This is a genomic window from Synechococcus sp. RSCCF101, assembly GCF_008807075.1.
Classification (GTDB): Bacteria; Cyanobacteriota; Cyanobacteriia; order PCC-6307; family Cyanobiaceae; genus RSCCF101.
This window is the reverse complement of the sequence record NZ_CP035632.1, coordinates 2,536,886-2,560,355: the sequence shown is the minus strand read 5'-3', so window position 1 is coordinate 2,560,355 and position 23,470 is coordinate 2,536,886. Positions and strand designations below refer to the sequence as shown.

Here is a 23,470-nt window from a genome sequence, read left to right as displayed (position 1 = left end):
CACTGCCCTGCGAGTTTGACGCAGTGAGACGTGCTGAGCGCCCCTGCACAACAATGAGAGCCGTCGGCTGGAGATGACTCACTTAGTGGTGCGTTGACAGCGCCTGCCATGAGCCGTGTTGCTGGCATACCAGCCGGTTGTGCAATGGCCAAGGCCTGATGCCTCACCTGGAACTGCACTCACTCAGCGGACCGATTCATCCCACCCAACAAGATGTAGCCTCGAAGAGAGGCCAATGCGAGCACAAGATAAAAGACCAACTCGGCCCACTCCTGATCACGATTAAAGATGATTGTTGGCGCGCCTTTACTGGCGACGAACAGGGAGATCAGGACTGACACCAGGCCAAGCGGCCAGAAGTAGCGTGGAGGCAAAAGGAGAGCACCCACGGCTTTGGGACTGAGACCATCCTGAGACGTCGGGTATGAACCGAAAGGCTGAACCACGATGACAATCAGGAGCGCAAGCATCAACAGAAAAAAGGAGACGTCCAGGGACGACTGAAAGACGTCAAGATTATGGAATGTTGTTTGATTCTGCGCATTGACATTGGCGATTCCCTCCGGAGTCTGCCAGCCAAACAAGACTTGCCCCCATGCCAGCTCCTCCATCACGAGAAAAGCAAGGCCAAACGATGCAACGGCGCTGGCCGTCCCCAAGGCCCGCAAGCCAAGTCGGCGGAAACAGTCTTTGGCAATGAGAGCGGTGCACCAGGCTGACGCAGCCAGCAGAAGAACCTGGCCGTACTCAATCAAGCCGCCCTCGCCAAGCAGGCGCTTGTATCGAGAGACACTGCCAACAGAGAGCTTCATGCCAACCATGCATGCCACCAAAGCCACCGCGACCACCGCGACCACGAAGGCCCTTCTCTTGCGCGCCCGCCTGCTCAGGCCCCCAAGCAACAGCGCCAGCTGTCGTGATCGGCCTGCACCGATCCCCAGCGACACGACCACCGTTCCGGCGATCGCGAGGGGAACTTCTCCGGTCCAGGGAAGGCCCTGCGTGATCGACAACATCGCTTTCACGCCAGAGGCCACAACAAGAGCGCTGCCACCGAAGCACAGAACCAAGCCGATCAGACGCTGAACGAGTCGCTGCCGCCGGATCAACTCCCCGGGAGCAGCAGATCGCTCCGGCGGCTGGCTGGAGCCGTAGACATCGAGCATGGGAGGCTCACCCAATCAAGCAGTACAGGCTGTTCTCGGACGCTACTGCAAACGGCCTTGTTCACCCTGGAGCGATTTCCGGGGTGCACGTCACCCCGATTTGGATCAGCCAACAAATAAGCCCCCTTACGGGGGCCGAGAGAACGGAGTTGGACACTCTCTGGTGATCAGAGGGCGTTACCGCGGGGCAGAACCTCTTCAGGGAAGACGAAGTTTTCGTGCGGTTGGTCCGCTGGTGCCATCCAGGCACGCAGACCTTCATTCAGCAGAATGTTCTTGGTGTAGAACGTCTCGAACTCAGGATCCTCTGCTGCACGGATCTCCTGCGACACGAAGTCATACGCACGCAGGTTCAGCGCCAGACCGATGATCCCGATCGAGCTCGTCCACAGGCCCATCACAGGCACGAACAGCATGAAGAAGTGCAGCCAGCGCTTGTTCGAGAACGCAATCCCGAAAATCTGGCTCCAGAAACGGTTGGCCGTCACCATCGAGTAGGTCTCCTCCTCCTGCGTCGGCTCGAACGCCTTGAAGGTGTTGGCCTGCTCGCCGTCCTCGAACAGCGTGTTCTCCACCGTGGCTCCGTGGATCGCGCACAACAGCGCGCCACCCAGAATGCCGGCCACGCCCATCATGTGGAACGGGTTCAGCGTCCAGTTGTGGAAGCCCTGCAGGAACAGCAGGAAGCGGAAAATCGCCGCCACGCCGAAGCTCGGCGCGAAGAACCAGCTGCTCTGGCCCAGCGGATACATCAGGAACACGCTCACGAACACCGCGATCGGGCCTGAGAAGGCAATCGCGTTGTACGGGCGGATGCCCACCAGACGGGCAATCTCGAACTGACGCAGCATGAAGCCGATCAGCGCGAAGGCGCCGTGCAGCGCCACGAAGGCCCACAGGCCTCCCAGCTGGCACCAGCGCACAAAATCGCCCTGGGCCTCAGGGCCCCAGAGCAGCAGCAGGCTGTGGCCCATCGCGTCGGCCGGTGTGCTCACCGCCGCGGTCAGGAAGTTGCAACCCTCCAGGTACGACGACGCAATTCCGTGCGTGTACCAGGAGGTCACGAAGGTCGTGCCGGTCAGCCAGCCGCCGATCGCCAGGTAGGCGGTCGGGAACAGCAGGATGCCGGACCAGCCGACAAAAACAAAGCGGTCGCGCTTCAACCAGTCATCGAGGACGTCAAACCATCCCCGCTGTGGCGCGCGCCCTACAGCGATCGTCATGAGTGAGCTTCATGAAGCTTTACAGCGGTGATACTAGAGAGCTGAGCGGGGCCGTGCAGGGCTGCCGCCCTTCCGCCGGCCCCGATGAGCAGAAGTACTCAGCCGGCTTCCCGCGCGATGGCCTGCCGGTGATTCGCCAGAGTGGGCGCCCCCTGCCGTGGACGCACCGTGTACGTCATCGAGATGAGCCTGAAGCTCAGTCCCATGCCCTTCTCGGTGCAGCGCAAGGAGCGGGACGCCGCCGAGGGGCTGTTCGCCGAGGTCCGCCAGGCCCTCGAGAACCAGCAGCCCCGCCTGCTGAACCTCAGCTGCGAGAAGGACGAGGAGAAACGGGTCTGCCTGCTCAGCAGCGAGATCGTGGCGGTTCAGATGTACGAGAAATCCAGCACCGGTGGCGGTGTGCGCCGGCCCGGCTTCAGCCTCGACAGCTGAACCGTTGACCTCAGCCGCAACCGCTCCGCTCGTACTGGAGTCGGTGACGTTCCACTGGCCATCGGGTCGGCCCGCCCTCTCCGGCTGCAGCACCCGCCTGCCCGGCCCCGGCCTCTGGATGATCGTGGGCCGCAACGGCTGCGGCAAGAGCACGCTGTTCCGGGTGATCGCCGGCCTGATCAGCCCCGATGCGGGCACGGTCCACTCCACAGGCAAGCCCGCTCTCGTCTTCCAGAATCCCGATCACCAGCTCCTGCTCCCCACCTGCAGCAGCGACCTGCAGCTGGGCATGCCAGCCACGCTTTCAAGACATGAGACGGAGGCCCGGGTGAGCCGGGCCCTGGCGGATGTGGGCCTGGCCGGCTTCGAGGAGCGACCGATCCACACCCTCAGCGGCGGGCAGAAGCAGAGGCTCGCCATCGCCGGAGCCCTGGCCGGGGATGGCGATCTGCTGCTGCTCGACGAGCCGACCGCCCTGCTTGACCCGGAGCACCAGGGCGATGTGCTCGATGTGATCCTGGGCCTGTGTGAACGGGGGGACCACCCGATCACGGCCCTCTGGATCACCCATCGCCTGGAGGAGCTGGACCGCTGCCACGGGGCGGCACTGATGGAGTCGGGACGGCTGGGGCCATGGCGAAGCGGCGCCGCGCTGCGGAGCGGCCTGAAGCGCCCGGGGGGCTGAGCCCACGGGCTGGAGGCGCACCGCCAGGAGGTATCATTGGCCACGCTGATTCCTCGGTAGCTCAGCGGTAGAGCGGTCGACTGTTAATCGATTGGTCGCAGGTTCGAATCCCGCCCGGGGAGTTGCAGTTGCAGGCCACGGCTCCGCCGTGGCTTTTTTCTTGGGCGAGCCCGGCGAGCGTCGGCGGAGCGCGGCCCGCACGTTTCAGGTCGCTGCAGGATCGGGCTGAAGCGAAGAGAATGAAGGGGTTTGCCAGACCCCCCGGCCAGGGGCATCAGCCATGAAGCCCTCGATTCTGCTGATCGAAGACGACAAGGACATGCTGGAGCTGGTCTCGGGCCATCTGCAGCACAGCGGTTTCGACGTGCAGAAGGCCGATGACGGCATCAAGGGGCAGGCCCTGGCGCTGCAGTTCACCCCGGATCTGATCCTGCTCGACCTCATGCTGCCCAAGGTCGACGGGCTCACCCTGTGTCAGCGGCTGCGGCGCGACGAACGCACATCACGGATTCCGATCCTGATGCTGACCGCCCTCGGGGGAACGAAGGACAAGGTGAGCGGCTTCAATTCCGGTGCGGACGACTATCTGACCAAGCCCTTTGATCTCGAGGAGCTGCATGTGCGGATCAAGGCGCTGCTGCGCCGCAGCGAACACGCCCCCCTGGCCGCCAGCCACAGCGAGATCCTCAGCTACGGGCCTCTGACGCTGGTACCCGAGCGGTTCGAGGCCATCTGGTTCGACGCCCCGGTGCGTCTCACCCACCTGGAATTCGAGCTGCTGCACTGCCTGCTGCAGCGCCATGGTCAGACGGTGGCCCCCTCCCTGATCCTGAAGGAGGTGTGGGGCTACGAGCCGGACGACGACATCGAGACGATCCGGGTTCATGTGCGGCATCTGCGCACGAAGCTGGAGCCCGAACCGCGCAAGCCCCGCTTCATCAAGACCGTCTACGGCGCCGGCTACTGCCTCGAGCTCCCCACGGGAGAGGCCCTGATCAGACAGGCCGAGGCGGTGCAGCGGCAGCGCCTGGAGAACACGAAGGCCAGCGCCTGATCAGGGCGGCCACCTCGAGCGCTGCCACCTCCCAGGCCAGCCGGGGCTGCACGTAGGCCCTCAGGTGACGCTGCAGCCGCTGCAGGCGGAGCTGCACGGCCGGATCGGCCTGGCGCGTCCAGAGCCACCAGCGCCACCACTCCACCAGCCAGAGCTGGGACTCCACATCCAGGGCATCGCTCACCGCCGCCGCCAGCCTCAGGGCATCGCTCCGGCTGGCGCCGAGAGCGCAGAGCCCCGTCACCAGCTCGGGGGGCAGCTCATGCCAGTGCTGCCGGTGGGCGAGCAGGGCCCCGGGGGAACCGGCCGCCATCCGCTCCAGCAGATCCCGGTGGAGGTCGGCATCCTCCCCGCTCGCCTGGTCTGAAGCAGGGTCACCATCGGGCATCGGCAGGCGATCCAGCACCGCCTGGAAGCTGGCCCGGTCCAGCGGCCGGAAGGGAATCGCCTGGCAGCGGGAGCGGATCGTGCTGAGCAGCTGATCCGGCGCCGCGCAGATCAGCAGAAGACAGGCCGAGCCGGGCTCCTCCAGCGTCTTGAGCAGCGCATTGGCCGCCGCCTCCGCCATCGCCTCGGCCCCCTCGAGCACCACCAGCGAGCGTGCAGCCTCCAGCGGCGGCCGGGCCACCGCTGCAGTGATCTGCCGCACCTGCTCCAGGCGGACCTGGGGCTCGGCCCTGCGGCTCACACCCTCCTCGAGGGCCCGGGAGCGCGGGATCAGCCGTCCCTGAACCTGGTAGGTGGGTTCGACCCAGAGCAGGTCGGGATGGTTGCGGGCCCGCAGGCGGCGGCGGACGCGGGGGTCCTCCTGCCCGCCGGTGACGATGCCTTCCAGGAATCGCTCCGCCGCGAGCGTGCGCCCCACGCCCTCCGGCCCCTGGAAGAGGTAGGCCGGGGCCAGCCGTCCGCTGCGGAGGGCGGAGGTGAGCAGGGAGACGGCCAGAGGCTGGCCGAGCAGGTCACGGAACAGGCTCATCAGCGGCTGGGGATGCCGGGGCCAGCACGCGGCGCAGGACGGCCCTGGCCGCCTCCTGAACCCGGTCGGGGGATGCGCCGGCATCGAGACGCTGCCAGCGATGTTCACGGCTCAGGGCCTCGAAGCCCTCGCAGACCCGCGCCAGAAAGGCCCGGCCGCTGGCCTCCATGCGATCGGGCTCACCGGACCTGCGGCCGCGCCGCTCCAGAGCCGCCTCCAGCGGCAGATCCAGCCAGAGGGTCACATCGGCCCCGAGCCCCTCGGTGGCGATCGCCTGGAGCTGGCGGATGTGATCGATCGCCAGACCCCGTCCCCAGCCCTGATAGGCCAGTGTGGAGCCGGTGTAGCGATCGCACAGCACCCAGTCGCCGCGCTCGAGGGCCGGCCGGATCAGACCGTTCACGTGCTGGGCGCGATCGGCGGCGTAGAGCAGCAGCTCAGTGGACGGGGCGGGGGCCTGATCGGCCGGGGGGTGCAGGAGCAGCTCCCGCAGCCGCACACCCAGCGCGGTACCGCCCGGTTCGCGGGTGAGCACCAGGCGGGCTCCCGCTGGCATCAGACCGCTGCCCGGCAGCCAGCGGTTCAGTGCGTCGATCTGGGTGGTCTTGCCGGCCCCGTCCACACCCTCGACCACCAGAAAGCAGCCGCGACGGGTGCTGGGCGGGTCGCCGGCAGAGTCGATCACACTGCGCGCCTCTGCGGCGGAGCCGCGAGGCTGAGGGCATTGAGCACCACGGTGATCGAGCTGAAGGCCATCAGCAGGGCCGCCAGCGGGGGCGAGAGCAGCACACCGGCCCCGGGCAACAGCACACCGGCCGCCAGGGGGATGGCGATCAGGTTGTAGCCGAAGGCCCACCACAGGTTCTGGCGGATCCGCCCCATCGCGCGGCGCGCCAGGCCGATCAGTTCGGGCAGATCGGCCAGCCGGTCCCCCAACACCACCACATCGGAGCTGTCCTGGGCGATCTGGGTGCCGGTGCCGACCGCGATCCCCACCTGTGCCCGGGCCAGGGCGGGGGCGTCATTGATGCCGTCGCCGACCATCGCAACGGTCTGCCGCTGCTGAAACCGCTCGATGGCCGTGAGCTTGTCCTCGGGGCGGAGCTCCCAGGCCAGTTGGTCGGGGTCCAGGCCGATGGCCGCCCCCAGCCGTTCCACCGAAGCCTGCCGGTCGCCGCTGAGGACACCGGAGGCCAGCCCCATGCGCCGCAGGCTGGCCACGGTCTCCGGCGCATCCGGCCGCAGGGTGTCCTCGACAGCGATCAGCCCGATCAGGCTGGGGCCGGCGGACACGGCCAGGGTGCTTACACCCCGCTGGTCCCAGAGATCAAGTGAGGCGCGCCAGGCCGGGTCCACCGGCACGCCCTGCTCCTGCAGCCAGTCGAGCCGGCCCACCCGGATCGGAAGCGAGGGCTGGGAGGGGAGCCGGCCGATCACCCCGCACCCGGCGATGGTCTGCACCTCGCTCGGAGCCTCCAGCGACAGATCACGGCTGCGCGCCTCCTGAATCAGGGCGTGGGCGAGGGGATGGCGGCTCTGCTGCTCGAGGCTGGCGGCAAGCCCGAGCAGGTGCCGCTCCTCACGCGCGATGGTCGCGGCGTCGGAGCCGGGGACCAGGGACCCGGCGGTGGCCAGCGCGCTCACCAGCGGCCGGCCCCGGGTGAGGGTGCCGGTCTTGTCAAAGAGCACCCGGTCCACCGTTGCGGTGGCCTCGATCACATCGCCGCCGCGGAACAGCCAGCCCCGCCGCGCCGCCAGGCCGGAGGCCACGGTGATCACGGTGGGGGTGGCGAGTCCGAGCGCGCAGGGGCAGGCCACCACGAGCACGGCGATCGCCAGCTGCAGCGCCAGGGCGATCGGGGTGTCGGCCGCAGCGCCCAGGGGGACATGGCCGCCGTGGGCGTGAGCGGACGGTGCCATCTGCAGCACCTGCGGCCACCAGCGACTGCCGAGCTGCCACCAGAACAGGAATGTGGCCAGGGCCAGGGCCAGCACCACCACGCAGAAGCGCCCCGAGACCCGATCCGCCAGGCCCTGGATGGGGGCCTTGCGGGCCTGGGCTTCCTCCACCATGCGGATGATCCGGGCCATGGCGGTGGCCGAACCGGTGCGCTCCACAGCCAGCACCAGGGTGCCGCTCAGATTCAGGCATCCGGCCGACAGGGGAGCCGCGACGGCCACCTCCACGGGCATCGGCTCGCCGGTGAGGCTGGACATGTCGATGGAGGACGTGCCCTCCAGAACCACGCCATCCACCGGAATCCGGTCGCCGGCCAGCAGCTGGATGCGATCCCCGGGCCGGAGGCCTCCGGGACGGACGCTGCGCACGCTGCCATCGGCCATCAGCAGGCGGGCGGTGTCGGGCTGCAGGCGGGCCAGCTGCTCGAGCGCCGAACCGGTGCGGCGGCGGGCCCGGTCCTCGAGGAAGCGGCCCAGCAGCACGAAGCCCAGCAGCATCACCGGCTCGTTGAAGAAGCACTGCCAGCCCACCGCGGGCCAGATCCAGGCCACCACGCTGGCGAGATAGGCACTGCCGACCCCCAGCCCCACCAGGGTGTCCATGCTGGGCATGCCCGCCAGGGCCGCCCTGACCCCACGAACCAGGATCGGGCGGCCGGGGCCGGCCAGAGCGACTGTGGCCAGCAGCGCGTGGAAGCTCAGCGACCCCAGAGGACCGGCAGGACTCAGATGACCGGCGCCGGAGAGAAGCAGCAGCACCAGGGCCACCACCAGCTGCCGCCAGCTGCTCCACCAGCCGGGGGGCGAAGCGGAGGCGTGGGCGGGAGCCTGGCCATCGGCTTCGCTGCGGGCGCTGGCGCGGAAGCCGAGGCCGGCCAGAGCATCCAGCAGGCCCTGCACGTGGTCGGAGGGAGGTGGAGCGGGGTCCTGCCCATCGGCTGCCGGCTCCAGCCCCACCCAGGCCGTGCGGGTGAGCAGGTTCACGCTCGCCTCACGCACCCCGGGCTGCTGCAGCAGGGTCCGTTCCGCGGCCCGCACGCAGCCGGCGCACTTCAGACCATCGATGTCGAGCAGCAGCGGCTGCACCGGACGGGGGGCCCCGGCGTGAGCGGCTGGACCGTCGCTCGCCGTCGCAGGGGGCGCGGATGGTGGGGTCATGGCGGCAAGGCTAGGTGCGCCCAAGTCGGGCGCACCTCGGCAGGATGGACCGCAAGACTTCCGAGCAGGACCCGACGGTGCCGCGCAGCCAACGCAACGACAACTTCATCGACAAGAGCTTCACGGTGATGGCGGACCTGATCGTCAAGCTGCTGCCGATCGATGCCAAGGCCAAGGAGGCCTACGTGTACTACCGCGATGGTCTCTCGGCCCAGAACGACGGCGACTACGCCGAAGCGCTGGAGAACTATGAGGAGAGCCTGAGGCTCGAGGCCAATCCGATCGACCGGGGCGAGACCCTCAAGAACATGGCGATCATCTACATGAGCAACGGCGAGGAGCAGCGGGCGCTCGACACCTACGCGCGGGCTCTGGAGGAGAACCCGAATCAGCCCTCCTGCCTGAAGAACATGGGGCTGATCTACGAGAAGTGGGGCCGGCTGGCCGAGGAGAGCGGCGAGCGGGACGAAGCCGATCGCTGGTTCGATCAGGCCGCCCAGGTCTGGACCCGGGCGGTGCGGCAGAACCCCGGCGGCTACCTCGACATCGAGAACTGGCTCAAGGCGAGCGGCCGCAGCAACGTGGACGTCTACTTCTGATCCCAGTCCGCCGGGGCAGGGGCCAGATCCGAAGCCTCGACCTCCAGCGCCGCCACCATCGCCTCCGCCAGGGTGCGCACCGGCAGGCAGGCGAGGCCGTCGACGGATGAGATGGCCGTGGCGGTGCCGGCGCGGGGGATGATCGCCCGGCGGAAACCGAGCCGTGCGGCCTCCTGGAGCCTGAGTTCGAGCTGGCTGACCGGCCGGATCTGGCCGCCCAGGCCCAGCTCGCCGATCAGCACCGTTCCAGCCGGCAGGGTGAACGTCCTGCAGCTGGCCAGAACCGCCGCGGCCACACCCAGATCGGAGGCGGGTTCCTCCACCGCCAGGCCGGCGGCCACCGCCAGATAGCAGTCGTAGCGCGAGAGGGGCAGGCCGAGATGGCGCTCCAGCACGGCCAGGATCTGGTGGAGCCGATTGGTGCCGATGCCGGTGGCGGTTCGGCGGGGGCTGGCATAGGCCGTGGTGTTGACCAGCGCCTGCAGCTCCACCACCAGCGGCCGCGTGCCCTCGCAGGCCACGATCGTCGCCACCCCACAGGCGGCGCTGTCGTCGCTGAGGAAGAGCTCGCTGGGGTTGCTCACCTCCTCAAGACCACCGGAGCGCATCTCGAACACACCCAGCTCATGGGTGGCGCCGTAGCGGTTCTTGACCGCCCGCAGCAGGCGGTGGCTGGCGAACCGATCGCCCTCGAAGGTCAGCACGGCATCCACCAGGTGCTCCAGCACCTTGGGCCCCGCCAGAACACCGTCCTTGGTGACGTGACCCACCAGCAGGAGCGCCGTGCCCTGACGCTTGGCCAGGCGCTGCAGGGCCGAGGCGCACTCCCGCACCTGGGCCACCGAGCCCGGGGCACTGCTCAGAGCTTCGTCGCACAGGGCCTGGATGCTGTCGATGATCGCCACGGAGGGTCGGAGGCTCTGAAGCTCCTCGAGCACGCGGTCGAGATCGGTCTCCGCCAGCAGGCGCAGCCGGTCGCCGGCCGCGTCCGGATCCGGGCCGCCATCACCTGCGGGGCGCTCGTCGGCTGGACGCTCCATCAGGCGGCGCCAGCGCAGGCGCACCTGCTGGGCCGACTCCTCGGCGCTCACATAGAGCACCGGATGGCCGGCGGCCATGGCCGTGGCGCTCTGAAGCAGCAGGGTCGACTTGCCGATGCCGGGATCCCCCCCGACGAGCACCAGGGATCCCGGCACGACACCGCCGCCGAGAACCCGGTCGAACTCACTGCTGCCGCTGCTCAGCCTCGAGAGCGGCGGACCCGCCACCAGGTTGATCGCCTCGGAGTGGCGGGGACGGGGCTCAGCCGCAGGCCCGCTCGCAGCGGGCTGCCCGCGCGGTCCCGACCGCTCCTCCACCAGGCTGTTCCACGCCCCGCAGGAGGGACAGCGGCCGAAGAACTGACGGGCCTGGGCGCCGCATTCCCTGCAGCTGTAGACGGTGACAGGACGCGGCACGCAGATTTATAAAGAATGGTGGCTTTCGGTGAACCAATGGCCCCTCCGGCCTTTTCGATGGTCGGGCTTCGTAGCACTCGCCACCGTTGGTGATGACGGCTTCCGCCCCCGCGAAAGAATCGATCCTGGTCGTCGATGACGAGGCCAGCATCCGCCGGATCCTGGAGACGCGGCTCTCGATGATCGGCTACCAGGTGGTGACCGCCAGTGACGGTGAGGAGGCGCTGGAGGCGTTCCATCGCGCTCCACCCGACCTGGTGGTGCTGGACGTGATGATGCCGAAGCTCGATGGCTACGGCGTCTGCCAGGAGCTCCGCAAGGAGTCCGACGTCCCGATCGTGATGCTCACCGCCCTGGGCGATGTGGCCGATCGCATCACGGGTCTGGAGCTCGGCGCCGATGACTACGTCGTCAAGCCCTTCAGCCCGAAGGAGCTGGAGGCCCGCATCCGCTGCGTGCTGCGTCGGGTCGACAAGGACACCCCCGCCGGCATCCCCAACTCGGGTGTGATCCAGGTGGCTGATCTGCGCATCGACACCAACAAACGCCAGGTGTTCCGCGGTGATGACCGCATCCGCCTCACCGGCATGGAGTTCTCGCTGCTGGAGCTCCTGGTCAGCCGCTCGGGTGAGCCGTTCAGCCGCAGCGAGATTCTCAAGGAGGTCTGGGGCTACACACCCGAGCGCCACGTCGACACCCGGGTGGTGGACGTTCACATCTCCAGGCTCCGGTCCAAACTGGAGGACGATCCGGCCAATCCGGAGCTGATCCTCACGGCTCGCGGCACCGGTTACCTGTTCCAACGCATCGTCGACGCCGTTGCCTCCGAAGGATCCTGACGCCAGAGCCGGCTCGCTCCGGCGGCCCCGCTCCAGCCGGGCCATCCGGCGTCTGGTGATCTGGTATCGCCGCAATGCGGCCGTCACCAGCCTGGTCGGGACGGCCACCAGCTCGGCCACGGCTGCGGGGTCCATGGCGGGTTCGGTGCTGCAGCCTCTCGTGCTCGATCCCCTGCGCCGGCTTCAGGGGGAGGGGGTGGACGACGCGGCCGCAATCGATCCGGCGGAGCGCGTCTGGGTGGCGGTGGACGGCATGGGCGGGGACCACGCCCCGGGCCCGATCCTCGAAGGCTGCCTGCTGGCCGTGAAGCGGCTGCCGCTGCGCATCCGCTTCCTCGCGGAACCGGAGGTGCTGCAGCGGGCCGTGCGCGAGCTCGATCTGGCCGACGGCCTCGAGGACGCCCAACGGGAGGGACTGCTGGAGCTGGTGGACAGCGGCCCGTCCGTCGGCATGCACGAGGAGCCCACCGCGGTGCGGCGCAAGCGCTCCGCCAGCATCAACATGGCCATGGACCTGGTCAAGCGAGGCGAGGCGAAGGCGGTGTACTCGGCCGGGAACTCGGGCGCCGTGATGGCCTCCGCGATCTTCCGCCTGGGCCGACTGCCCGGCATCGAGCGGCCCGCCATCGGAGCGCTCTTCCCGACCAAGGACCAGGGACGGCAGGTGCTGGTGCTCGACGTCGGGGCGAACACCGACTGCAAACCCGCCTGGCTGCATCAGTTCGCCCTGCTCGGCAACATCTACAGCCGCGATGTGCTGGAGGTGGATCGGCCGCGGGTCGGCCTGCTCAACATCGGCGAGGAGACCTGCAAGGGCAACGACCTGGCCCTGAAGACCCACCCGCTCCTGGCGGCCGACGATCGCTTTCACTTCGCGGGCAACTGCGAGGGCCGCGACGTGCTCTCGGGTGCGTTCGATGTGGTGGTCTGCGATGGCTTCACCGGCAACGTCCTGCTCAAGTTCCTCGAATCGGTCGGGACCGTTCTGCTCGGCGTTCTCCGGGCCGAGCTGCCCCGCGGACGCCGGGGCAAGGTGGGATCCGCGTTTCTGCGCAGCAATCTGGTTCGGATCAAGAAGCGGCTTGACCATGCCGAGCACGGCGGGGCGCTGCTGCTGGGCGTGAACGGGATCTGCGTCATCGGCCACGGCAGCAGCCGGGCGCTCTCCGTGGTGAGCGCTCTGCGCCTGGCCCACACCGCCGCCAGCCACGATGTGATGGGCGATCTGGCCCGGCTGAACCCGACCCACGAAGCCGGCGGCGCCATGGCTCCGGTCGGCTAGCTGCCGCCCCGGAGACGCACCTGTGATTGACTGAGCCCCCGTGATCGAGGCTGGTGCACGTGAGCCTTGGCGCCATCAAGTCGGGGCTCCCGCTCGCCGGTGTTGCGCTGCGAGGCTGCGGCAGCGCCCTGCCATCCCAGAGCCTGAGCAATGACCAGCTCAGCGGACGGGTCGACACCTCGGACGAGTGGATCCGCAGCCGCACGGGCATCCGGCGCCGCCGGGTGCTGGGGGCCGGCGAACCGCTCCAGGGACTGGCCGCCGCCGCCGGTCGCGCCGCGATCGCGCATGCCGGCTGGTCGGCGGACAGTCTCGACCTGGTGCTGGTGGCCACCTCCAGCCCCGATGATCTCTTCGGAATGGCTCCGGCCGTCCAGGCGGGAATCGGTGCCGACCGGGCCGTGGCCTTCGACCTCACCGCCGCCTGCAGCGGCTTCCTCTTCGCCCTGGTGACCGCGGCCCAGTACCTGCGCAGCGGTGCCATGCGCCGGGCGCTGGTGGTGGGAGCCGATCAGCTCAGCAGCTGGGTGGACTGGGATGACCGGCGCACCTGCGTGCTCTTCGGCGACGGCGCGGCGGCGATCGCCATCGAGGCCTGCGAGCCGGAGCAGGACGGGCTGTGCGGATTCCGGATGCGATCCGACGGCCGGCGCGGTGCCGTGCTGCAGCTGCCGCGTCAGAGCGGGGACGAGCCGCTGGTGGCAGGGGCACGCTGGCAGCCGGGCGGGTTCAGCCCGATTCACATGAACGGCCAGGAGGTCTACAAGTTCGCGGTGCGGGATGTGCCCGCGCTGCTCAGGGAGCTGCTCGAGGAGACGGGCACGGATGCGGCGTCCGTGGACTGGCTGGTGCTTCATCAGGCCAACCAGCGCATCCTCGACGCCGTGGCCGAACGGCTGGGCATCCCCACGGATCGTGCCCTGAGCAATCTGGCCGAGTACGGCAACACCTCAGCGGCCACGATTCCCCTCATGCTCGACGAGGCGGTGCGGGATGGCCGGATCCGCTCCGGCCACCTGATCGCCAGCGCCGGCTTCGGAGCGGGGCTCAGCTGGGGCGCCGCTCTGATGCGCTGGCAGGGTCCCGGGAACGTGCCCGCCTGACCGCCGAGGCGTACGCTCCAGCCTCGCCGCATCAGCTGTCATGGCCGTCGCCTGGGTGTTTCCGGGACAGGGTTCCCAGCATCCCGGCATGGCTGATGGAGTGCTCGCCTGCCGCGACGCCAGGGAGCGCTTCAGCCGGGTCTCCGAACTGCTGGGCCGCGATCTGCTGGCGATCTGCAGCGGCGAGGCCGCGTCGGAGACCTCTCCCTCCGATCTCAACGACACGCGCAACACCCAGCCGGCCCTGTTCACCGTCGAGAGCCTCCTGGTGGATGCCCTGCTGGAGCAGGGTCGCCAGCCGGCGCTGGTGGCGGGCCACAGCCTGGGGGAACTGGTGGCGCTCTACGCGGCGGGTGTGCTCGACCTGGAGAGCTCACTGCAGCTGGTGCACCGTCGCAGCGAGCTGATGGCCGCCGCCGGCGAGGGCGGCATGTGTGCGGTGATGGGCTTCGAGCGGGAGCGGCTGGAGCAGTTGGTGGCCCAGCAGGAAGATGTGGTGATCGCCAACGACAACAGCGCGGCCCAGGTGGTGCTCTCCGGTTCCAGAGCGGGCCTGGAGGCGCTCTGCGAGGCCCTCAGCCCGCGCCGGAACGTCACGCTTCCGGTCTCCGGTGCATTCCACTCCCCCCGGATGGCGACCCCGGCGGCCGCGCTGAGCGAGCTGCTGGACAGCCTGGAGTTCCGTCCCGCCCGGTTCCCGGTCATCAGCAACAGCGACCCCACACCGAGCAGCGATGCCGCCGTGCTGCGCGAGCGCCTGAGGCAGCAGATGTGCTGCGGTGTGCGCTGGCGGGAAACCATGCAGGCGATGGAGCAGGCCGGCATCTCCACCGTGGTGGAGGTGGGGCCCGGCAAGGTGCTGAGCGGCCTGGTCAAGCGGAGCATGGAGGATGTGACCCTCTCCCAGATCTCCGGACACAGCGATCTGGGCCTCTGAACCGGGCGGATGCCAGCAGCCAGCGAACCGGGCGGGCCTCTCCTGCTCACACCGAAGCCGAGCCTGACCTACCGGATGATCAGTGGTCTGCTCGTCTTCCCCGTCTACCGCCTGCTGTTCCGGGGCTGCACGATCGGTGTGGAGCGTGTGCCGTCAACGGGCCCCCTGGTGGTGGTGGCCAACCATGGGTCCGATCTGGATCCGCCTCTGCTGGGCCATGCCCTCGGCCGGCCCGTGGCGTTCATGGCGAAGGAGGAGCTCTTCCGCATTCCCCTGCTGGGCCGCCTCATCCGCGCCTGCGGGGCCTATCCGGTGCGACGGGGCGCCAGCGACCGCGAAGCGATCCGCACCGCAAGCGAGCGGCTGCAGCGCGGCTGGGCAACGGGTGTGTTTCTCGATGGCACCCGCCAGAGCGATGGCCGGGTGAACGATCCCAAGCCCGGCGCCGCCCTCCTGGCGGCCCGCACCGGAGCCCCCCTGCTGCCGGTGGCGATCGTGAACAGCCACCGAGCCCTGGGCCTGGGACGACGCTGGCCGCGCTGGGTCCCGATCCAGATCCGCATCGGCGAGGCGATCCCGCCACCGGCCAACCGGTCCCGCGGGGATCTCGACCGGGTGACCCGGCTCTGCGGGGAGCGCATCAACGCCATGCTTGATGCAGGGAGCGGGGACTGAGGGCCTTGAGGTCCCGGCCCGACAGCAGCCAGATCGCGGCCCGCAGGCCGTCTCCCCAGATCTTGAGCCGGCGTTCCGGCTGACAGTCGGGGTCACAGGGCACCGGAACCGGTGACAGGCGGATGCCGCGGCTGCCGGCCACGAGACGTCCCACGAGCAGAGCTCTCGGCATGTGATCCGTGCTGGTGACCAGGAGGGCATGGCGCACCCGGGCCCGCTGCAGCTCATCGACGACGGAGGTGAAGTTGCCCAGGGTGTCGCGGGCGCGATAGTCGAGCTTCAGCTGATCGTGGGGAACGCCGGCGCGCCGGAACAGCCAGCGGGCGTATTCGGGGTTGCTGCCGCCGCTCACCAGCACGGGCAGGCGGTGGTTCCGGGCCAGACGGGCGGCATGCTCCTCCCGGGCGATGTCCCCACCCAGCACCAGGATCAGCTGCGCCGGTGCCGGCGCGAACCCTCCGGTGCGGACCCACCAGATCCCGCCGACTCCGGCCACAGACAGCAGGGAGACCAGCAGCAGCCGCCGGACCAGCGGCATCAGAGGCCGCCGACAGGGCTGGTGGGGTAGATCGGCAGCACAGGGCCCCAGGCAGCCGGCTGCCCGCCCTGATGCGCCCGGCGTGCCCGTTGCAGCAGGCACGTCACATCACGGGGCACCGCATCCAGGAAGGGGTGGACCGGCTCGCCATGGTCCCGCCAACCGGCCTCCTGCTCCAGGGGAACCAGATGTGGCACCGATAGTTCCACGGGATCCTCGCCCCCATCAGGACAGCCGTACCGTCCCACCACGAAGCCGCGGCGGGGCAGCTCCTGCCGGATCCAGAACGGTCCGGGGCCGGAGCGGCCCTCGGCGATGAGGCGGTGGGCCATCAGGAGGAAGCTGCTGATGCCATTGAGCGGGCAGCCGAGCTGCTGCGCCAGGGTGCGCGCCATCACAACCGTCAGCCGCGTCCCCGTGAATCCCCCGGGCCCGGTGGCGACCGCCAGCCGGACCAGCCGCGGCCAGCGGCCGGCCGGCAGCACCTCCTCCACGCAGTGCAGCAGGGACGTGCTCAGGGCTCGCCCCAGCGGGAAACAGCGCACCCGCTCCCCGCCCTCTGGCGGCCAGGCCTCTGCGCAGGCCACGCCGAGGCTGCTGCTGCTGCTGTGCAGCGCCAGGATCAGGCCATCCGGTGCCGGCGCCGCAGCGGAGGGGGTCATGCCGGAACCGCCTGGCCAGGCCGCAGCCGACGCCAGCGGCCCCACTCCGGCCGGTAGCTGCCGCAGCCGCGCACATCCCATTCGATCCCCACCTGACCGGCGGAGAGATCGATCACCTGCACATGGATGCGGGGAGAGGCGGGCCGGAAGTCAGGGCTCGCGCAGAGGTGCGGCACGCCGTGCTGCCGCTCCACCGCGTGATAGGCCTGACAACGGTCCACCCAGGTGCAGTCCACGCAGATGCACATGCTCTCCCGATCGTGGGGCGCTCCATTGTGACGACCACCCTGGCCCGTGAACTCTGGAGTCGTCTGAGGCCCGGCCAGTGGCCGGTACCGCCCGAGGCCTTCCCGGCAGGCAGCGCCCTGGTGGGCGGGGCCGTTCGCGACGCCCTGCTGGAGCGGCGCCTGGAGCGGCCCGATCTCGATGTCGTGGTGCCGGTGGAGGCGGTGGCCCTCTGCCGCGGCCTGGCCCGGGACTGGGGCGGCACGGCCGTGGTGCTGGACGCCAGCCGGAGCATGGCCCGGCTCGTGCTGGGCGACTGGACGATCGACATGGCCCGGCAGGAGGGGCCCTCCCTGGAGCATGACCTGCGTCGACGCGATTACAGCGTCAATGCGATCGCCGTGCGGCTGCCGCCTTCCCAGCTGAGTGTGGTGGACCCCTGCAACGGACTGCAGGACGGGCAGGCCCAGCGACTCCGGGCCGTCAGCCAGGCGAACCTGATGGACGACCCGCTCCGCCTGCTGCGCGGCCTCCGGCTTGCCGCTGAGCTGAGCTTTTCGATCGAGACCCGCACCTGGCGCTGGATCCGGATGGGCGCCTGCCACCTGCGGCGCACCGCACCCGAGCGGGTGCTGATGGAACTGCAGCGCCTGGTGGCCGCGCCCCTGCCCGCCTCCGGCATCGGCCTGCTGATCCGTTCGGGTCTGCTGCGGCCCTGGGAGCGGCGGCACACCCTCGCGATGGCCGGCCGGCTTGATGCAGCCGGGGCGCTCGAGCGCGGTCTGCAGCCGGTGGAGATCGCCTCAGCCCTGCCCCTGGCGCGGCTGGCTCTGATGCTGAGCGGGGAAGGGCTGAGCCGGTTGAAGGCCTCGCGGCGGCTCCAGCAGCGCTGCCGGGCACTGCAGCGGTGGCTTCCCTCACGGGAGGCTGACGCCTGGAGCACGGGGCTCGAAACCGACCTGGCCGGCTGGGAGGACCAGCGGCGCCTGAGGCTGCAGCGCGAGCTGGAGCAGGATCTCCCCGCCTGGCTGCTGCTGGCCCCGACAGCGATGGCGCGCCGCTGGATGGAGCGCTGGCGGGACGCCGGCGACCCCCTGTTCCACCCCGGCTCACCGCTCGACGGCCGTTCCCTCCAGGCGAGCCTCGGCCTGGAACCCTCACCACGCCTGGGCCAGGTGCTGGACCATCTCACGTTGGAACGGGCCTTCGGCCGCATCCGCGAACCGGCGGAGGCCCTGCTGGAAGCGCAACGCTTTCTGGACCGGCAGAGCGGGAGCACACCCGCCGCGGGGTGACCCCACCGGAGCGTTATGGTTTACTTCATGTTGCATCAGCGGCTACAGGCCAGCTGATTGACCTGCAGCGCAGTCGAATCAACCGAGTTTCAGGGGCGAGGACGCAGCCAAGTGAGGTCCTTCCCGTTCCACTCACCGACCTCCCGCAGGAGACATGTCTTTTCTTCCTGACCCCTCACCATGAGCGCACGTCTGTACGTCGGCAACCTGCCGCAGAGCTTCGAGACCAGTGACCTCGATGCCCTGTTCGCCAGCGTTGCCGAAGGCCTCCGCTTCAAGCCGGTCATGGACCGCGACACGGGTGCCTCCCGCGGCTTCGGCTTCATGACCGTGAACGACGAGGCCGTGGCCGACGCCATCATCGAGCAGCTCAACGGCGTTGAGTTCGGCGGCAACAGCCTCCGGATCGAACGCTCCGAGCGCCGTGACAGTCGCGATGCCGGCCAGCGGCGCCCCCAGTCCGCCTCGGCGGGTCGTCGCCCGAGTGTCCAGAAGGTCGTCCACAGCGACGCCAACGATCAGGAGGCCCCGGACCCCCGCTGGGCCGGTGAGCTGGCCAAGCTCAAGCAGCTGCTCGACGGTCAGAAGGCCGCCGTCTGATCCAGGGCCTGCACTGCATCAGGAGGCGTCCACGGTGTCGCCTCCCTCCTGCAGCCGTTCTGTCCATGGTTGCAGGAAGCCGGGTCAACGCATCTGACTGACCAGGTATGAGAAGGGCAGATCCAGCAGTTTTCTGGCTCTGGGAACGTAGGCGCGCTTGTTGAAGACGTCGTAATCCAGCGCCTCGATCCGATCGAGAATGCCCCGATACAGCCGCAGGGATGCCCAGACGGGCCAGCGGGCGTCGGCGGACAGCCAGCGCACGCCTGCTTCCGAGCGAGCGAACCAGTCGCGGGCGCGCTGGAGCTGGAAGCGCATCAACGCCGTCCAGCGTTCATTGAGCGAGCCGGCCATCAGATCCGCCTCGCTGTAGTCGAACCGTTCGAGATCCTCCTGGGGCAGATAGATGCGGCCCCGGGCACGGTCCTCTCCCACATCCCGCAGGATGTTGGTGAGCTGATTGGCGATCCCGAGCGCCACGGCGGCTTCGCTCGGGTCAGGAGCGGCGCTCCAGGGCGCCGAGGTGTAGGCCGGATCGACGCCCATCACCTCCTGGCTCATCAGGCCGACAGTGCCGGCGACCCGATAGCAATAGAGCTGGAGCTGGTCGAACGTGGCATAGCGGTGCTGGGTGAGATCCATCCGCTGCCCCTCGATCATGTCGAGGTAGGGCTGGATCGGCTGAGAAAAGCGCTCGATCGTGTCAGCCAGCACCAGATCGAGTGCGGTCCGCACCTGGCCGCCGAAGAGGGCGCGCGTGTGCTCCTCCCAGGAATCCAGGCGCCGGGCCAGGGCGTCGCCTGGCAGCGCTTCGGCCTCGGGACTGTCCATGAGTTCGTCGGTCCGGCGGCACCAGACGTAGATGGCCCAGATGGCGCGCCGCTTGGCCGGCGGCATCAGCAGGGTGCCGAGGTAGAAGGTTTTGGCCCACCGCTCAGTCTCCCGCCGGCAGGCTTCGAAGGCCGCATCGAGGTCGGGGAGAGAGCCGAGGACAGGCCGGGTGATCGAGAGGGCCATCCCGGCGTCAGGCGGCGACGCCGCCCGAGACCACCGGTCGATCGGCTCCTTCAGCAGCCACTGCAGCACCGGGTTGAACTCCTGCTCGGCTGCCATCGACGGTGGCGGCACAGAGCTTGCCGCTGAGCACGGCTCCCTCCATCGAGGCCAGATAGCGCTGCATGGTGTAGTCGCCGGCCAGGAAGAAGTTCCGGATCGGCGTGGCCTGAGATGGACGCAGCTGCTGGCAGCCCGGAGTGGTCTTGTAGACGGAAAGAGGGGTCTTCACCACCTTCGCCTTCCTCAGCAGGGCGGGGTCCGGCCCTTCGAAATGATTGGGGAAGAGCTTGCGGAGTTCACCCATGGTGGCTTCGATGATGGCGTCGTCGCTGCGACCGATCCAGTCCTTGGCCGGGGCAAAGACCAGCTCCAGCATCGAGCGGTTCGGATCCTCGTACTCACGGCAGGTGTTGCTCATGTCGGCATAGACACTGAGCAGGTCGGAACGGCTGAACAGGAGATGGTCGATGTCGGTGAGTTTGCGATCGAACCAGAGGTGGATGTTGATCACCGGGACTCCGCGCAGACCATCCAGCTTCTTGAAGAAGGGCATGGCTGACCAGGACTCCGGCAGGAGCAGCTTGAAGGGATCCACCGGCAGAGCACTGACGTAGGCATCGGCCTCGATCACACAGCTGCCCGCATCGGCAGCCCCACCATCACCCAGTTCAGCGATGCGGAACCCCGCCACGCTTCCGTCGTCCGCCAGGAGGATCTCCCGCAGTGGCCGGCGCAGATGCACCTCACCGCCCCGTTGGCGAACGGAATCCACGATCGGCTGACAGAGGCGTTCGGGGGGTGCACCATCGAGGAAGGCCATGCGGGAGCCGTCCTTCTCCTGCAGGAAGCGATTGAGGGCCGTGAGCACAACCGTGGCGGAGATCTCATCGGGATCGATGAAATTGAGCGCCTTGCTCATGGCGATGAACACCTCATCGTTCACACGCTCGGGGATGTTGTGCAGCTTCAGCCATTCGGTCCAGGAATACTGATCACACTCCTCCACATAGGGCTGACCCCTGAGCATGGCCGGCACGAGCCCGAGGCCGAAAGCGATCTTCTCGCCCCAGGTCAACATGTCGTTGTTGCCGAGAATGGCTGCAACACCGTTCAGCGGGGCCGGCAGATCGGGAAAGTCGAAACGGCTGTAGGTGCCCGGCTCATCCGGCTGATTGAAGATCATCGAGTGGCTCTTCCACTGCAGCCGGTCCAATAGGCCCAGCTCGCCCATCAGCTGCAGCATGTTCGGATAGGCGCCGAAGAAGATGTGCAGACCGGTTTCATACCAGTCGCCGTCCTCATCCTTCCAGGCGGCCACCTTGCCCCCGAGCACATCGCGGGCTTCGAGCACGATCGGCGTGTGTCCGGCGTCGGCGAGGTACTTGGCACAGGACAGGCCGGCCAGACCGGCTCCTGCGATGGCGACGCGCATGGACTCAGACAAACCAGAAGCAACCTTAAGAGAGCTGACCGCCGCGGGAGACCGTCGCACCCGTACGGCTTCCTACAGTCGGGTCCGACCAGCGCAGCGCTGCCGTCATGGCCGAGACCCTGCTCAAATCCACCACCCGTCACATCCGCCTGTTCACCGCGCGGGTGGAGGGAGATGATCTGGTGGCCGATCGCAGCCGCCTCACGCTCGATGTGGACCCGGACAACGAGTTCATCTGGGATGAGGCCTGCCTGCGTGAGGTGCAGGACCATTTCCGCCGCCTGGTGGCGGACCATGCCGGGGCCGACCTCAGCGAGTACAACCTGAGACGGATCGGCTCCGACCTGGAAGGCACGATCCGACAGCTGCTGCAGCAGGGACGGCTCCGATACAACCCTCAGGCCAGGGTGCAGAACTTCTCCATGGGGCTGCCCAGGACCCCGGAACTCCTATGAGCCGTAACGACTGGAGCCGCTCCCGTCCCCCGCGCCGACCACGCTCCTACAGCGAGCGGGCCTACAGCGAGCGGGAGGCCTATCCGCATCGGGACGCCCGACAGGCCACCTACGACGATCGCGGCCGCGAGTCCCGTCCACCGGGCCGTGGCAACGGAGCCGGCCGCGGCAATGGTGGCGGTCCGGATGGCGGCCAGGGCGGTTTCCAGTTCAATCTGGCCACCGCGTCGGTTCTCGCCGGAGTCCTGATCCTCGGCATCGGCATCGGCACCAGCCTCTCGAGCAACCGACCGGGCGATCAGGGCAACATCGCCAGCAGCCAGCAGCTCGACCTGGCCGTGCCCGATCCGGAGTTCTGCAAGCAGTGGGGCGCCAGTGCCTTCGTGATGGACGTGGAGATGTACACCACGCTGAACCCGAGCACCAGTTTCGTGACGCAGCCCAAGCTGCAGCCGGGCTGCGTGATCCGTCGCGAGAACTGGTCGGTTCTGCAGAAGGAGGGCGCGATCACCGCTGCGCAGATGCGGGAGTGCAAGCAGCGCATGAACACCTTTGCCTACATCGGTTCGGTCCGCGACAACCCGATCGTCCGCTGCGTCTACCAGACCGACATCAGCGAGAACAAGTTCCTCACCCCGGGCGTGGCCGACGACAGTGTCGGCATCACCCCCGAAGGTGATCGCTTCTGATGATCAGGCGCCGGCGCCGAGGCGCTGGGTCTGGCGCAGGGGACTGTCGGGACTGGCGAAGACCGGCAGCACCTCGCGGCGGAAGGCCTCGGCCGCCCGCGAGCAGTAGCGCGCCGGGTGGCTGATCAGCTTGAGCTGGCGGCGCACCTGCAGATCGGCCAGCAGCGGCCGATGCACGGAACCGGCGGCGAGTTCGCGCTCGATCGAGACCACCGGCACGAAGGCCGCGCCGAGGCCGGCCTGCACGGCATTCTTGATCGCTTCGAAGGAGTTCAGCTCCATCTCGATCCGCAGGCGCTGCACATCGAGGCCGGATCGGGCCAGGAGGTGGTCCACCATCTTGCGGGTGGTCGACTGGGCGTCGAGGCAGACGAAGCCCAGGCGATAGAGATCCTCCTTGGAGAGCTCCACCAGTCGGGAGAGGGGATGCTTGACCGGCATCACCAGCGCCAGTTCGTCGTTGGCATAGGGCACCACCTGCAGCAGATCATTGAGATCCGCCGGCAGCTCGCCGCCGATGATCGCCAGATCCACCTGACCGTTGGCCACGCTCCAGCCGGTGCGGCGGGTGCTGTGCACCTGCAGCTGCACCGCGACGTTCGGATACTTCTGGCGGAAGAGCCCGATCATCCGGGGCATCAGGTAGGTGCCGGTGGTCTGGGAGGCACCGACGACCAGTGAGCCGCCCTTGAGGTTGTGCAGATCATCGAGCGCCCGGCAGGCCTCCTGGCACTGGCTCAGGATCCGGTCGCAGTAGCTGAGCAGCAGGTGGCCGGCCTCGGTCAGCTGGGCCTTTCGGCCGCCACGGTCGAACAGGGAAACCTCCAGCTGCTTCTCCAGGTTCTGGATCTGGAGGCTGACCGCCGGCTGGGTGACGTACAGGCTGTCGGCGGCCTTCTTGAAGCTGCCTTCACTCGCGATCGCCCGCAGGATGCGCAGCTGATCAAGGGTGAACGGCAGGTCTGCCATGGAT

At 68.6% G+C, this 23,470-nt stretch carries 25 protein-coding genes and 1 tRNA gene; 14 read left to right on the top strand and 12 right to left on the bottom strand.

All coding sequences use genetic code 11. The features are described 5' to 3' along the window. Positions 1-179: 179 nt before the first annotated feature. Entirely contained in the window at positions 180-1,166 is a 987-nt protein-coding gene (locus tag EVJ50_RS12320; RefSeq protein WP_150884315.1) for a pectate lyase, read from the bottom strand. Between the two features lie 167 nt (positions 1,167-1,333). After that, positions 1,334-2,389: a photosystem II D2 protein (photosystem q(a) protein) gene (psbD, locus tag EVJ50_RS12315; RefSeq protein WP_006041823.1), complete on the bottom strand. Its 1,056-nt coding sequence runs from the start codon at positions 2,387-2,389 to the stop codon at positions 1,334-1,336. A 168-nt stretch (positions 2,390-2,557) separates the two neighbouring features. On the opposite strand from psbD, the gene EVJ50_RS12310 reads away from it, so the two are divergent. The 4 genes from EVJ50_RS12310 (at position 2,558) to EVJ50_RS12295 (ending at position 4,560) form a co-directional block, all read left to right on the top strand. Next, entirely contained in the window at positions 2,558-2,821 is a 264-nt protein-coding gene (locus tag EVJ50_RS12310; protein ID WP_150884314.1) for a hypothetical protein, read from the top strand. A 4-nt stretch (positions 2,822-2,825) separates the two neighbouring features. Continuing rightward, positions 2,826-3,506, top strand: a complete 681-nt coding sequence (locus EVJ50_RS12305) for an ABC transporter ATP-binding protein (RefSeq protein ID WP_225322932.1) — start codon at positions 2,826-2,828, stop codon at positions 3,504-3,506. 50 nt (positions 3,507-3,556) lie between these two features. Beyond that, positions 3,557-3,628 (top strand) — tRNA-Asn (locus EVJ50_RS12300). Between the two features lie 158 nt (positions 3,629-3,786). Then, entirely contained in the window at positions 3,787-4,560 is a 774-nt protein-coding gene (locus EVJ50_RS12295) for a response regulator transcription factor (protein ID WP_150884313.1), read from the top strand. Here the strand turns inward: EVJ50_RS12295 and EVJ50_RS12290 are convergent. The 3 genes from EVJ50_RS12290 to EVJ50_RS12280 are packed head-to-tail and all read right to left on the bottom strand — an operon-like array spanning position 4,502 to position 8,653. Beyond that, on the bottom strand, positions 4,502-5,536 hold the full coding sequence (locus tag EVJ50_RS12290; protein ID WP_370455502.1) for a DNA polymerase III subunit delta': 1,035 nt from the start codon (positions 5,534-5,536) through the stop codon (positions 4,502-4,504). The two genes, EVJ50_RS12295 and EVJ50_RS12290, sit on opposite strands and share 59 nt — an antisense overlap. Beyond that, positions 5,520-6,218 carry a dTMP kinase gene (gene tmk / locus EVJ50_RS12285; protein WP_150885023.1) on the bottom strand — a complete coding sequence of 233 codons (699 nt, stop codon included), beginning with the start codon at positions 6,216-6,218 and terminating at the stop codon, positions 5,520-5,522. The genes EVJ50_RS12290 and tmk overlap by 17 nt, the downstream gene beginning before the upstream one ends. Continuing rightward, positions 6,218-8,653 (bottom strand): cation-translocating P-type ATPase, encoded by a 2,436-nt coding sequence (locus tag EVJ50_RS12280; RefSeq protein WP_150884312.1) that lies wholly within the window; start codon positions 8,651-8,653, stop codon positions 6,218-6,220. The genes tmk and EVJ50_RS12280 overlap by 1 nt, the downstream gene beginning before the upstream one ends. A gap of 77 nt (positions 8,654-8,730) precedes the next feature. Here EVJ50_RS12280 and EVJ50_RS12275 point away from each other — a divergent pair, with 77 nt between their 5' ends. Next, positions 8,731-9,252, top strand: coding sequence for a photosystem I assembly protein Ycf3 (locus tag EVJ50_RS12275; protein WP_150885022.1), 522 nt, complete (start codon positions 8,731-8,733; stop codon positions 9,250-9,252). On the opposite strand, the gene radA is transcribed toward EVJ50_RS12275, so the two are convergent. After that, positions 9,243-10,709: a DNA repair protein RadA gene (radA, locus tag EVJ50_RS12270; protein ID WP_150884311.1), complete on the bottom strand. Its 1,467-nt coding sequence runs from the start codon at positions 10,707-10,709 to the stop codon at positions 9,243-9,245. The two genes, EVJ50_RS12275 and radA, sit on opposite strands and share 10 nt — an antisense overlap. A 92-nt stretch (positions 10,710-10,801) precedes the next feature. Here radA and rpaB point away from each other — a divergent pair, with 92 nt between their 5' ends. The 5 genes from rpaB to EVJ50_RS12245 are packed head-to-tail and all read left to right on the top strand — an operon-like array spanning position 10,802 to position 15,545. Beyond that, positions 10,802-11,548 carry a response regulator transcription factor RpaB gene (gene rpaB / locus EVJ50_RS12265; protein ID WP_150884310.1) on the top strand — a complete coding sequence of 249 codons (747 nt, stop codon included), beginning with the start codon at positions 10,802-10,804 and terminating at the stop codon, positions 11,546-11,548. Next, positions 11,529-12,830, top strand: a complete 1,302-nt coding sequence (gene plsX / locus EVJ50_RS12260) for a phosphate acyltransferase PlsX (RefSeq protein ID WP_150884309.1) — start codon at positions 11,529-11,531, stop codon at positions 12,828-12,830. The genes rpaB and plsX overlap by 20 nt, the downstream gene beginning before the upstream one ends. A gap of 59 nt (positions 12,831-12,889) precedes the next feature. Continuing rightward, the gene (locus EVJ50_RS12255; RefSeq protein ID WP_370455643.1) at positions 12,890-13,933 is read left to right on the top strand and encodes a beta-ketoacyl-ACP synthase III; all 1,044 of its coding nucleotides are present in this window, start codon (positions 12,890-12,892) and stop codon (positions 13,931-13,933) included. A 40-nt stretch (positions 13,934-13,973) separates the two neighbouring features. Then, positions 13,974-14,870, top strand: coding sequence for an ACP S-malonyltransferase (gene fabD / locus EVJ50_RS12250; RefSeq protein ID WP_150884308.1), 897 nt, complete (start codon positions 13,974-13,976; stop codon positions 14,868-14,870). A gap of 9 nt (positions 14,871-14,879) precedes the next feature. Next, on the top strand, positions 14,880-15,545 hold the full coding sequence (locus tag EVJ50_RS12245) for a 1-acyl-sn-glycerol-3-phosphate acyltransferase (RefSeq protein ID WP_150884307.1): 666 nt from the start codon (positions 14,880-14,882) through the stop codon (positions 15,543-15,545). Here EVJ50_RS12245 and EVJ50_RS12240 read toward each other — a convergent pair. From EVJ50_RS12240 to EVJ50_RS12230, 3 genes are read right to left on the bottom strand one after another with little or no spacing between them, the layout of a single operon-like run. Beyond that, complete coding sequence (locus EVJ50_RS12240; protein WP_150884306.1) at positions 15,511-16,083, bottom strand: YdcF family protein; 573 nt, start codon at positions 16,081-16,083, stop codon at positions 15,511-15,513. The genes EVJ50_RS12245 and EVJ50_RS12240 overlap by 35 nt on opposite strands. Next, positions 16,083-16,745 carry a tRNA (adenosine(37)-N6)-threonylcarbamoyltransferase complex dimerization subunit type 1 TsaB gene (tsaB, locus tag EVJ50_RS12235; RefSeq protein ID WP_150884305.1) on the bottom strand — a complete coding sequence of 221 codons (663 nt, stop codon included), beginning with the start codon at positions 16,743-16,745 and terminating at the stop codon, positions 16,083-16,085. Before tsaB ends, EVJ50_RS12240 begins: the two co-directional genes overlap by 1 nt. Then, positions 16,742-16,993, bottom strand: coding sequence for a Ycf34 family protein (locus tag EVJ50_RS12230; protein WP_150884304.1), 252 nt, complete (start codon positions 16,991-16,993; stop codon positions 16,742-16,744). The genes tsaB and EVJ50_RS12230 overlap by 4 nt, the downstream gene beginning before the upstream one ends. Positions 16,994-17,005: 12 nt before the next feature. On the opposite strand from EVJ50_RS12230, the gene EVJ50_RS12225 reads away from it, so the two are divergent. Continuing rightward, complete coding sequence (locus tag EVJ50_RS12225; RefSeq protein ID WP_225322930.1) at positions 17,006-18,265, top strand: CCA tRNA nucleotidyltransferase; 1,260 nt, start codon at positions 17,006-17,008, stop codon at positions 18,263-18,265. A gap of 180 nt (positions 18,266-18,445) precedes the next feature. Further along, positions 18,446-18,865 (top strand): RNA-binding protein, encoded by a 420-nt coding sequence (locus tag EVJ50_RS12220; protein WP_150884303.1) that lies wholly within the window; start codon positions 18,446-18,448, stop codon positions 18,863-18,865. 84 nt (positions 18,866-18,949) lie between these two features. On the opposite strand, the gene EVJ50_RS12215 is transcribed toward EVJ50_RS12220, so the two are convergent. Together EVJ50_RS12215 and pds are read right to left on the bottom strand one after the other, a co-directional pair. Then, complete coding sequence (locus EVJ50_RS12215; RefSeq protein ID WP_150885019.1) at positions 18,950-19,882, bottom strand: phytoene synthase; 933 nt, start codon at positions 19,880-19,882, stop codon at positions 18,950-18,952. Positions 19,883-19,889: 7 nt separating this feature from the next. Further along, positions 19,890-21,353, bottom strand: a complete 1,464-nt coding sequence (gene pds, locus EVJ50_RS12210) for a 15-cis-phytoene desaturase (protein ID WP_150884302.1) — start codon at positions 21,351-21,353, stop codon at positions 19,890-19,892. Positions 21,354-21,460: 107 nt separating this feature from the next. On the opposite strand from pds, the gene ndhM reads away from it, so the two are divergent. Together ndhM and EVJ50_RS12200 are read left to right on the top strand one after the other, a co-directional pair. After that, positions 21,461-21,808, top strand: coding sequence for an NAD(P)H-quinone oxidoreductase subunit M (gene ndhM, locus EVJ50_RS12205; protein ID WP_150884301.1), 348 nt, complete (start codon positions 21,461-21,463; stop codon positions 21,806-21,808). Beyond that, on the top strand, positions 21,805-22,497 hold the full coding sequence (locus EVJ50_RS12200) for a DUF3172 domain-containing protein (RefSeq protein WP_225322929.1): 693 nt from the start codon (positions 21,805-21,807) through the stop codon (positions 22,495-22,497). The genes ndhM and EVJ50_RS12200 overlap by 4 nt, the downstream gene beginning before the upstream one ends. Positions 22,498-22,500: 3 nt before the next feature. On the opposite strand, the gene EVJ50_RS12195 is transcribed toward EVJ50_RS12200, so the two are convergent. Further along, positions 22,501-23,466: a LysR family transcriptional regulator gene (locus EVJ50_RS12195; RefSeq protein WP_150884300.1), complete on the bottom strand. Its 966-nt coding sequence runs from the start codon at positions 23,464-23,466 to the stop codon at positions 22,501-22,503. Positions 23,467-23,470 lie beyond the last annotated feature (4 nt).

Coding starts and splice junctions, on each gene's coding strand:
- EVJ50_RS12215 (WP_150885019.1), bottom strand. CDS start 19,882: ATGGCCCTCTCGATCACCCGGCCTGTCCTCGGCTCTCTCCCCGACCTC.
- psbD (WP_006041823.1), bottom strand. CDS start 2,389: ATGACGATCGCTGTAGGGCGCGCGCCACAGCGGGGATGGTTTGACGTC.
- EVJ50_RS12195 (WP_150884300.1), bottom strand. CDS start 23,466: ATGGCAGACCTGCCGTTCACCCTTGATCAGCTGCGCATCCTGCGGGCG.
- pds (WP_150884302.1), bottom strand. CDS start 21,353: ATGCGCGTCGCCATCGCAGGAGCCGGTCTGGCCGGCCTGTCCTGTGCC.
- ndhM (WP_150884301.1), top strand. CDS start 21,461: ATGGCCGAGACCCTGCTCAAATCCACCACCCGTCACATCCGCCTGTTC.
- EVJ50_RS12230 (WP_150884304.1), bottom strand. CDS start 16,993: ATGTGCATCTGCGTGGACTGCACCTGGGTGGACCGTTGTCAGGCCTAT.
- EVJ50_RS12200 (WP_225322929.1), top strand. CDS start 21,805: ATGAGCCGTAACGACTGGAGCCGCTCCCGTCCCCCGCGCCGACCACGC.
- tsaB (WP_150884305.1), bottom strand. CDS start 16,745: ATGACCCCCTCCGCTGCGGCGCCGGCACCGGATGGCCTGATCCTGGCG.
- rpaB (WP_150884310.1), top strand. CDS start 10,802: ATGACGGCTTCCGCCCCCGCGAAAGAATCGATCCTGGTCGTCGATGAC.
- EVJ50_RS12295 (WP_150884313.1), top strand. CDS start 3,787: ATGAAGCCCTCGATTCTGCTGATCGAAGACGACAAGGACATGCTGGAG.
- EVJ50_RS12320 (WP_150884315.1), bottom strand. CDS start 1,166: ATGCTCGATGTCTACGGCTCCAGCCAGCCGCCGGAGCGATCTGCTGCT.
- EVJ50_RS12245 (WP_150884307.1), top strand. CDS start 14,880: ATGCCAGCAGCCAGCGAACCGGGCGGGCCTCTCCTGCTCACACCGAAG.
- EVJ50_RS12240 (WP_150884306.1), bottom strand. CDS start 16,083: ATGCCGCTGGTCCGGCGGCTGCTGCTGGTCTCCCTGCTGTCTGTGGCC.
- EVJ50_RS12220 (WP_150884303.1), top strand. CDS start 18,446: ATGAGCGCACGTCTGTACGTCGGCAACCTGCCGCAGAGCTTCGAGACC.
- EVJ50_RS12290 (WP_370455502.1), bottom strand. CDS start 5,536: ATGAGCCTGTTCCGTGACCTGCTCGGCCAGCCTCTGGCCGTCTCCCTG.
- fabD (WP_150884308.1), top strand. CDS start 13,974: ATGGCCGTCGCCTGGGTGTTTCCGGGACAGGGTTCCCAGCATCCCGGC.
- EVJ50_RS12280 (WP_150884312.1), bottom strand. CDS start 8,653: ATGACCCCACCATCCGCGCCCCCTGCGACGGCGAGCGACGGTCCAGCC.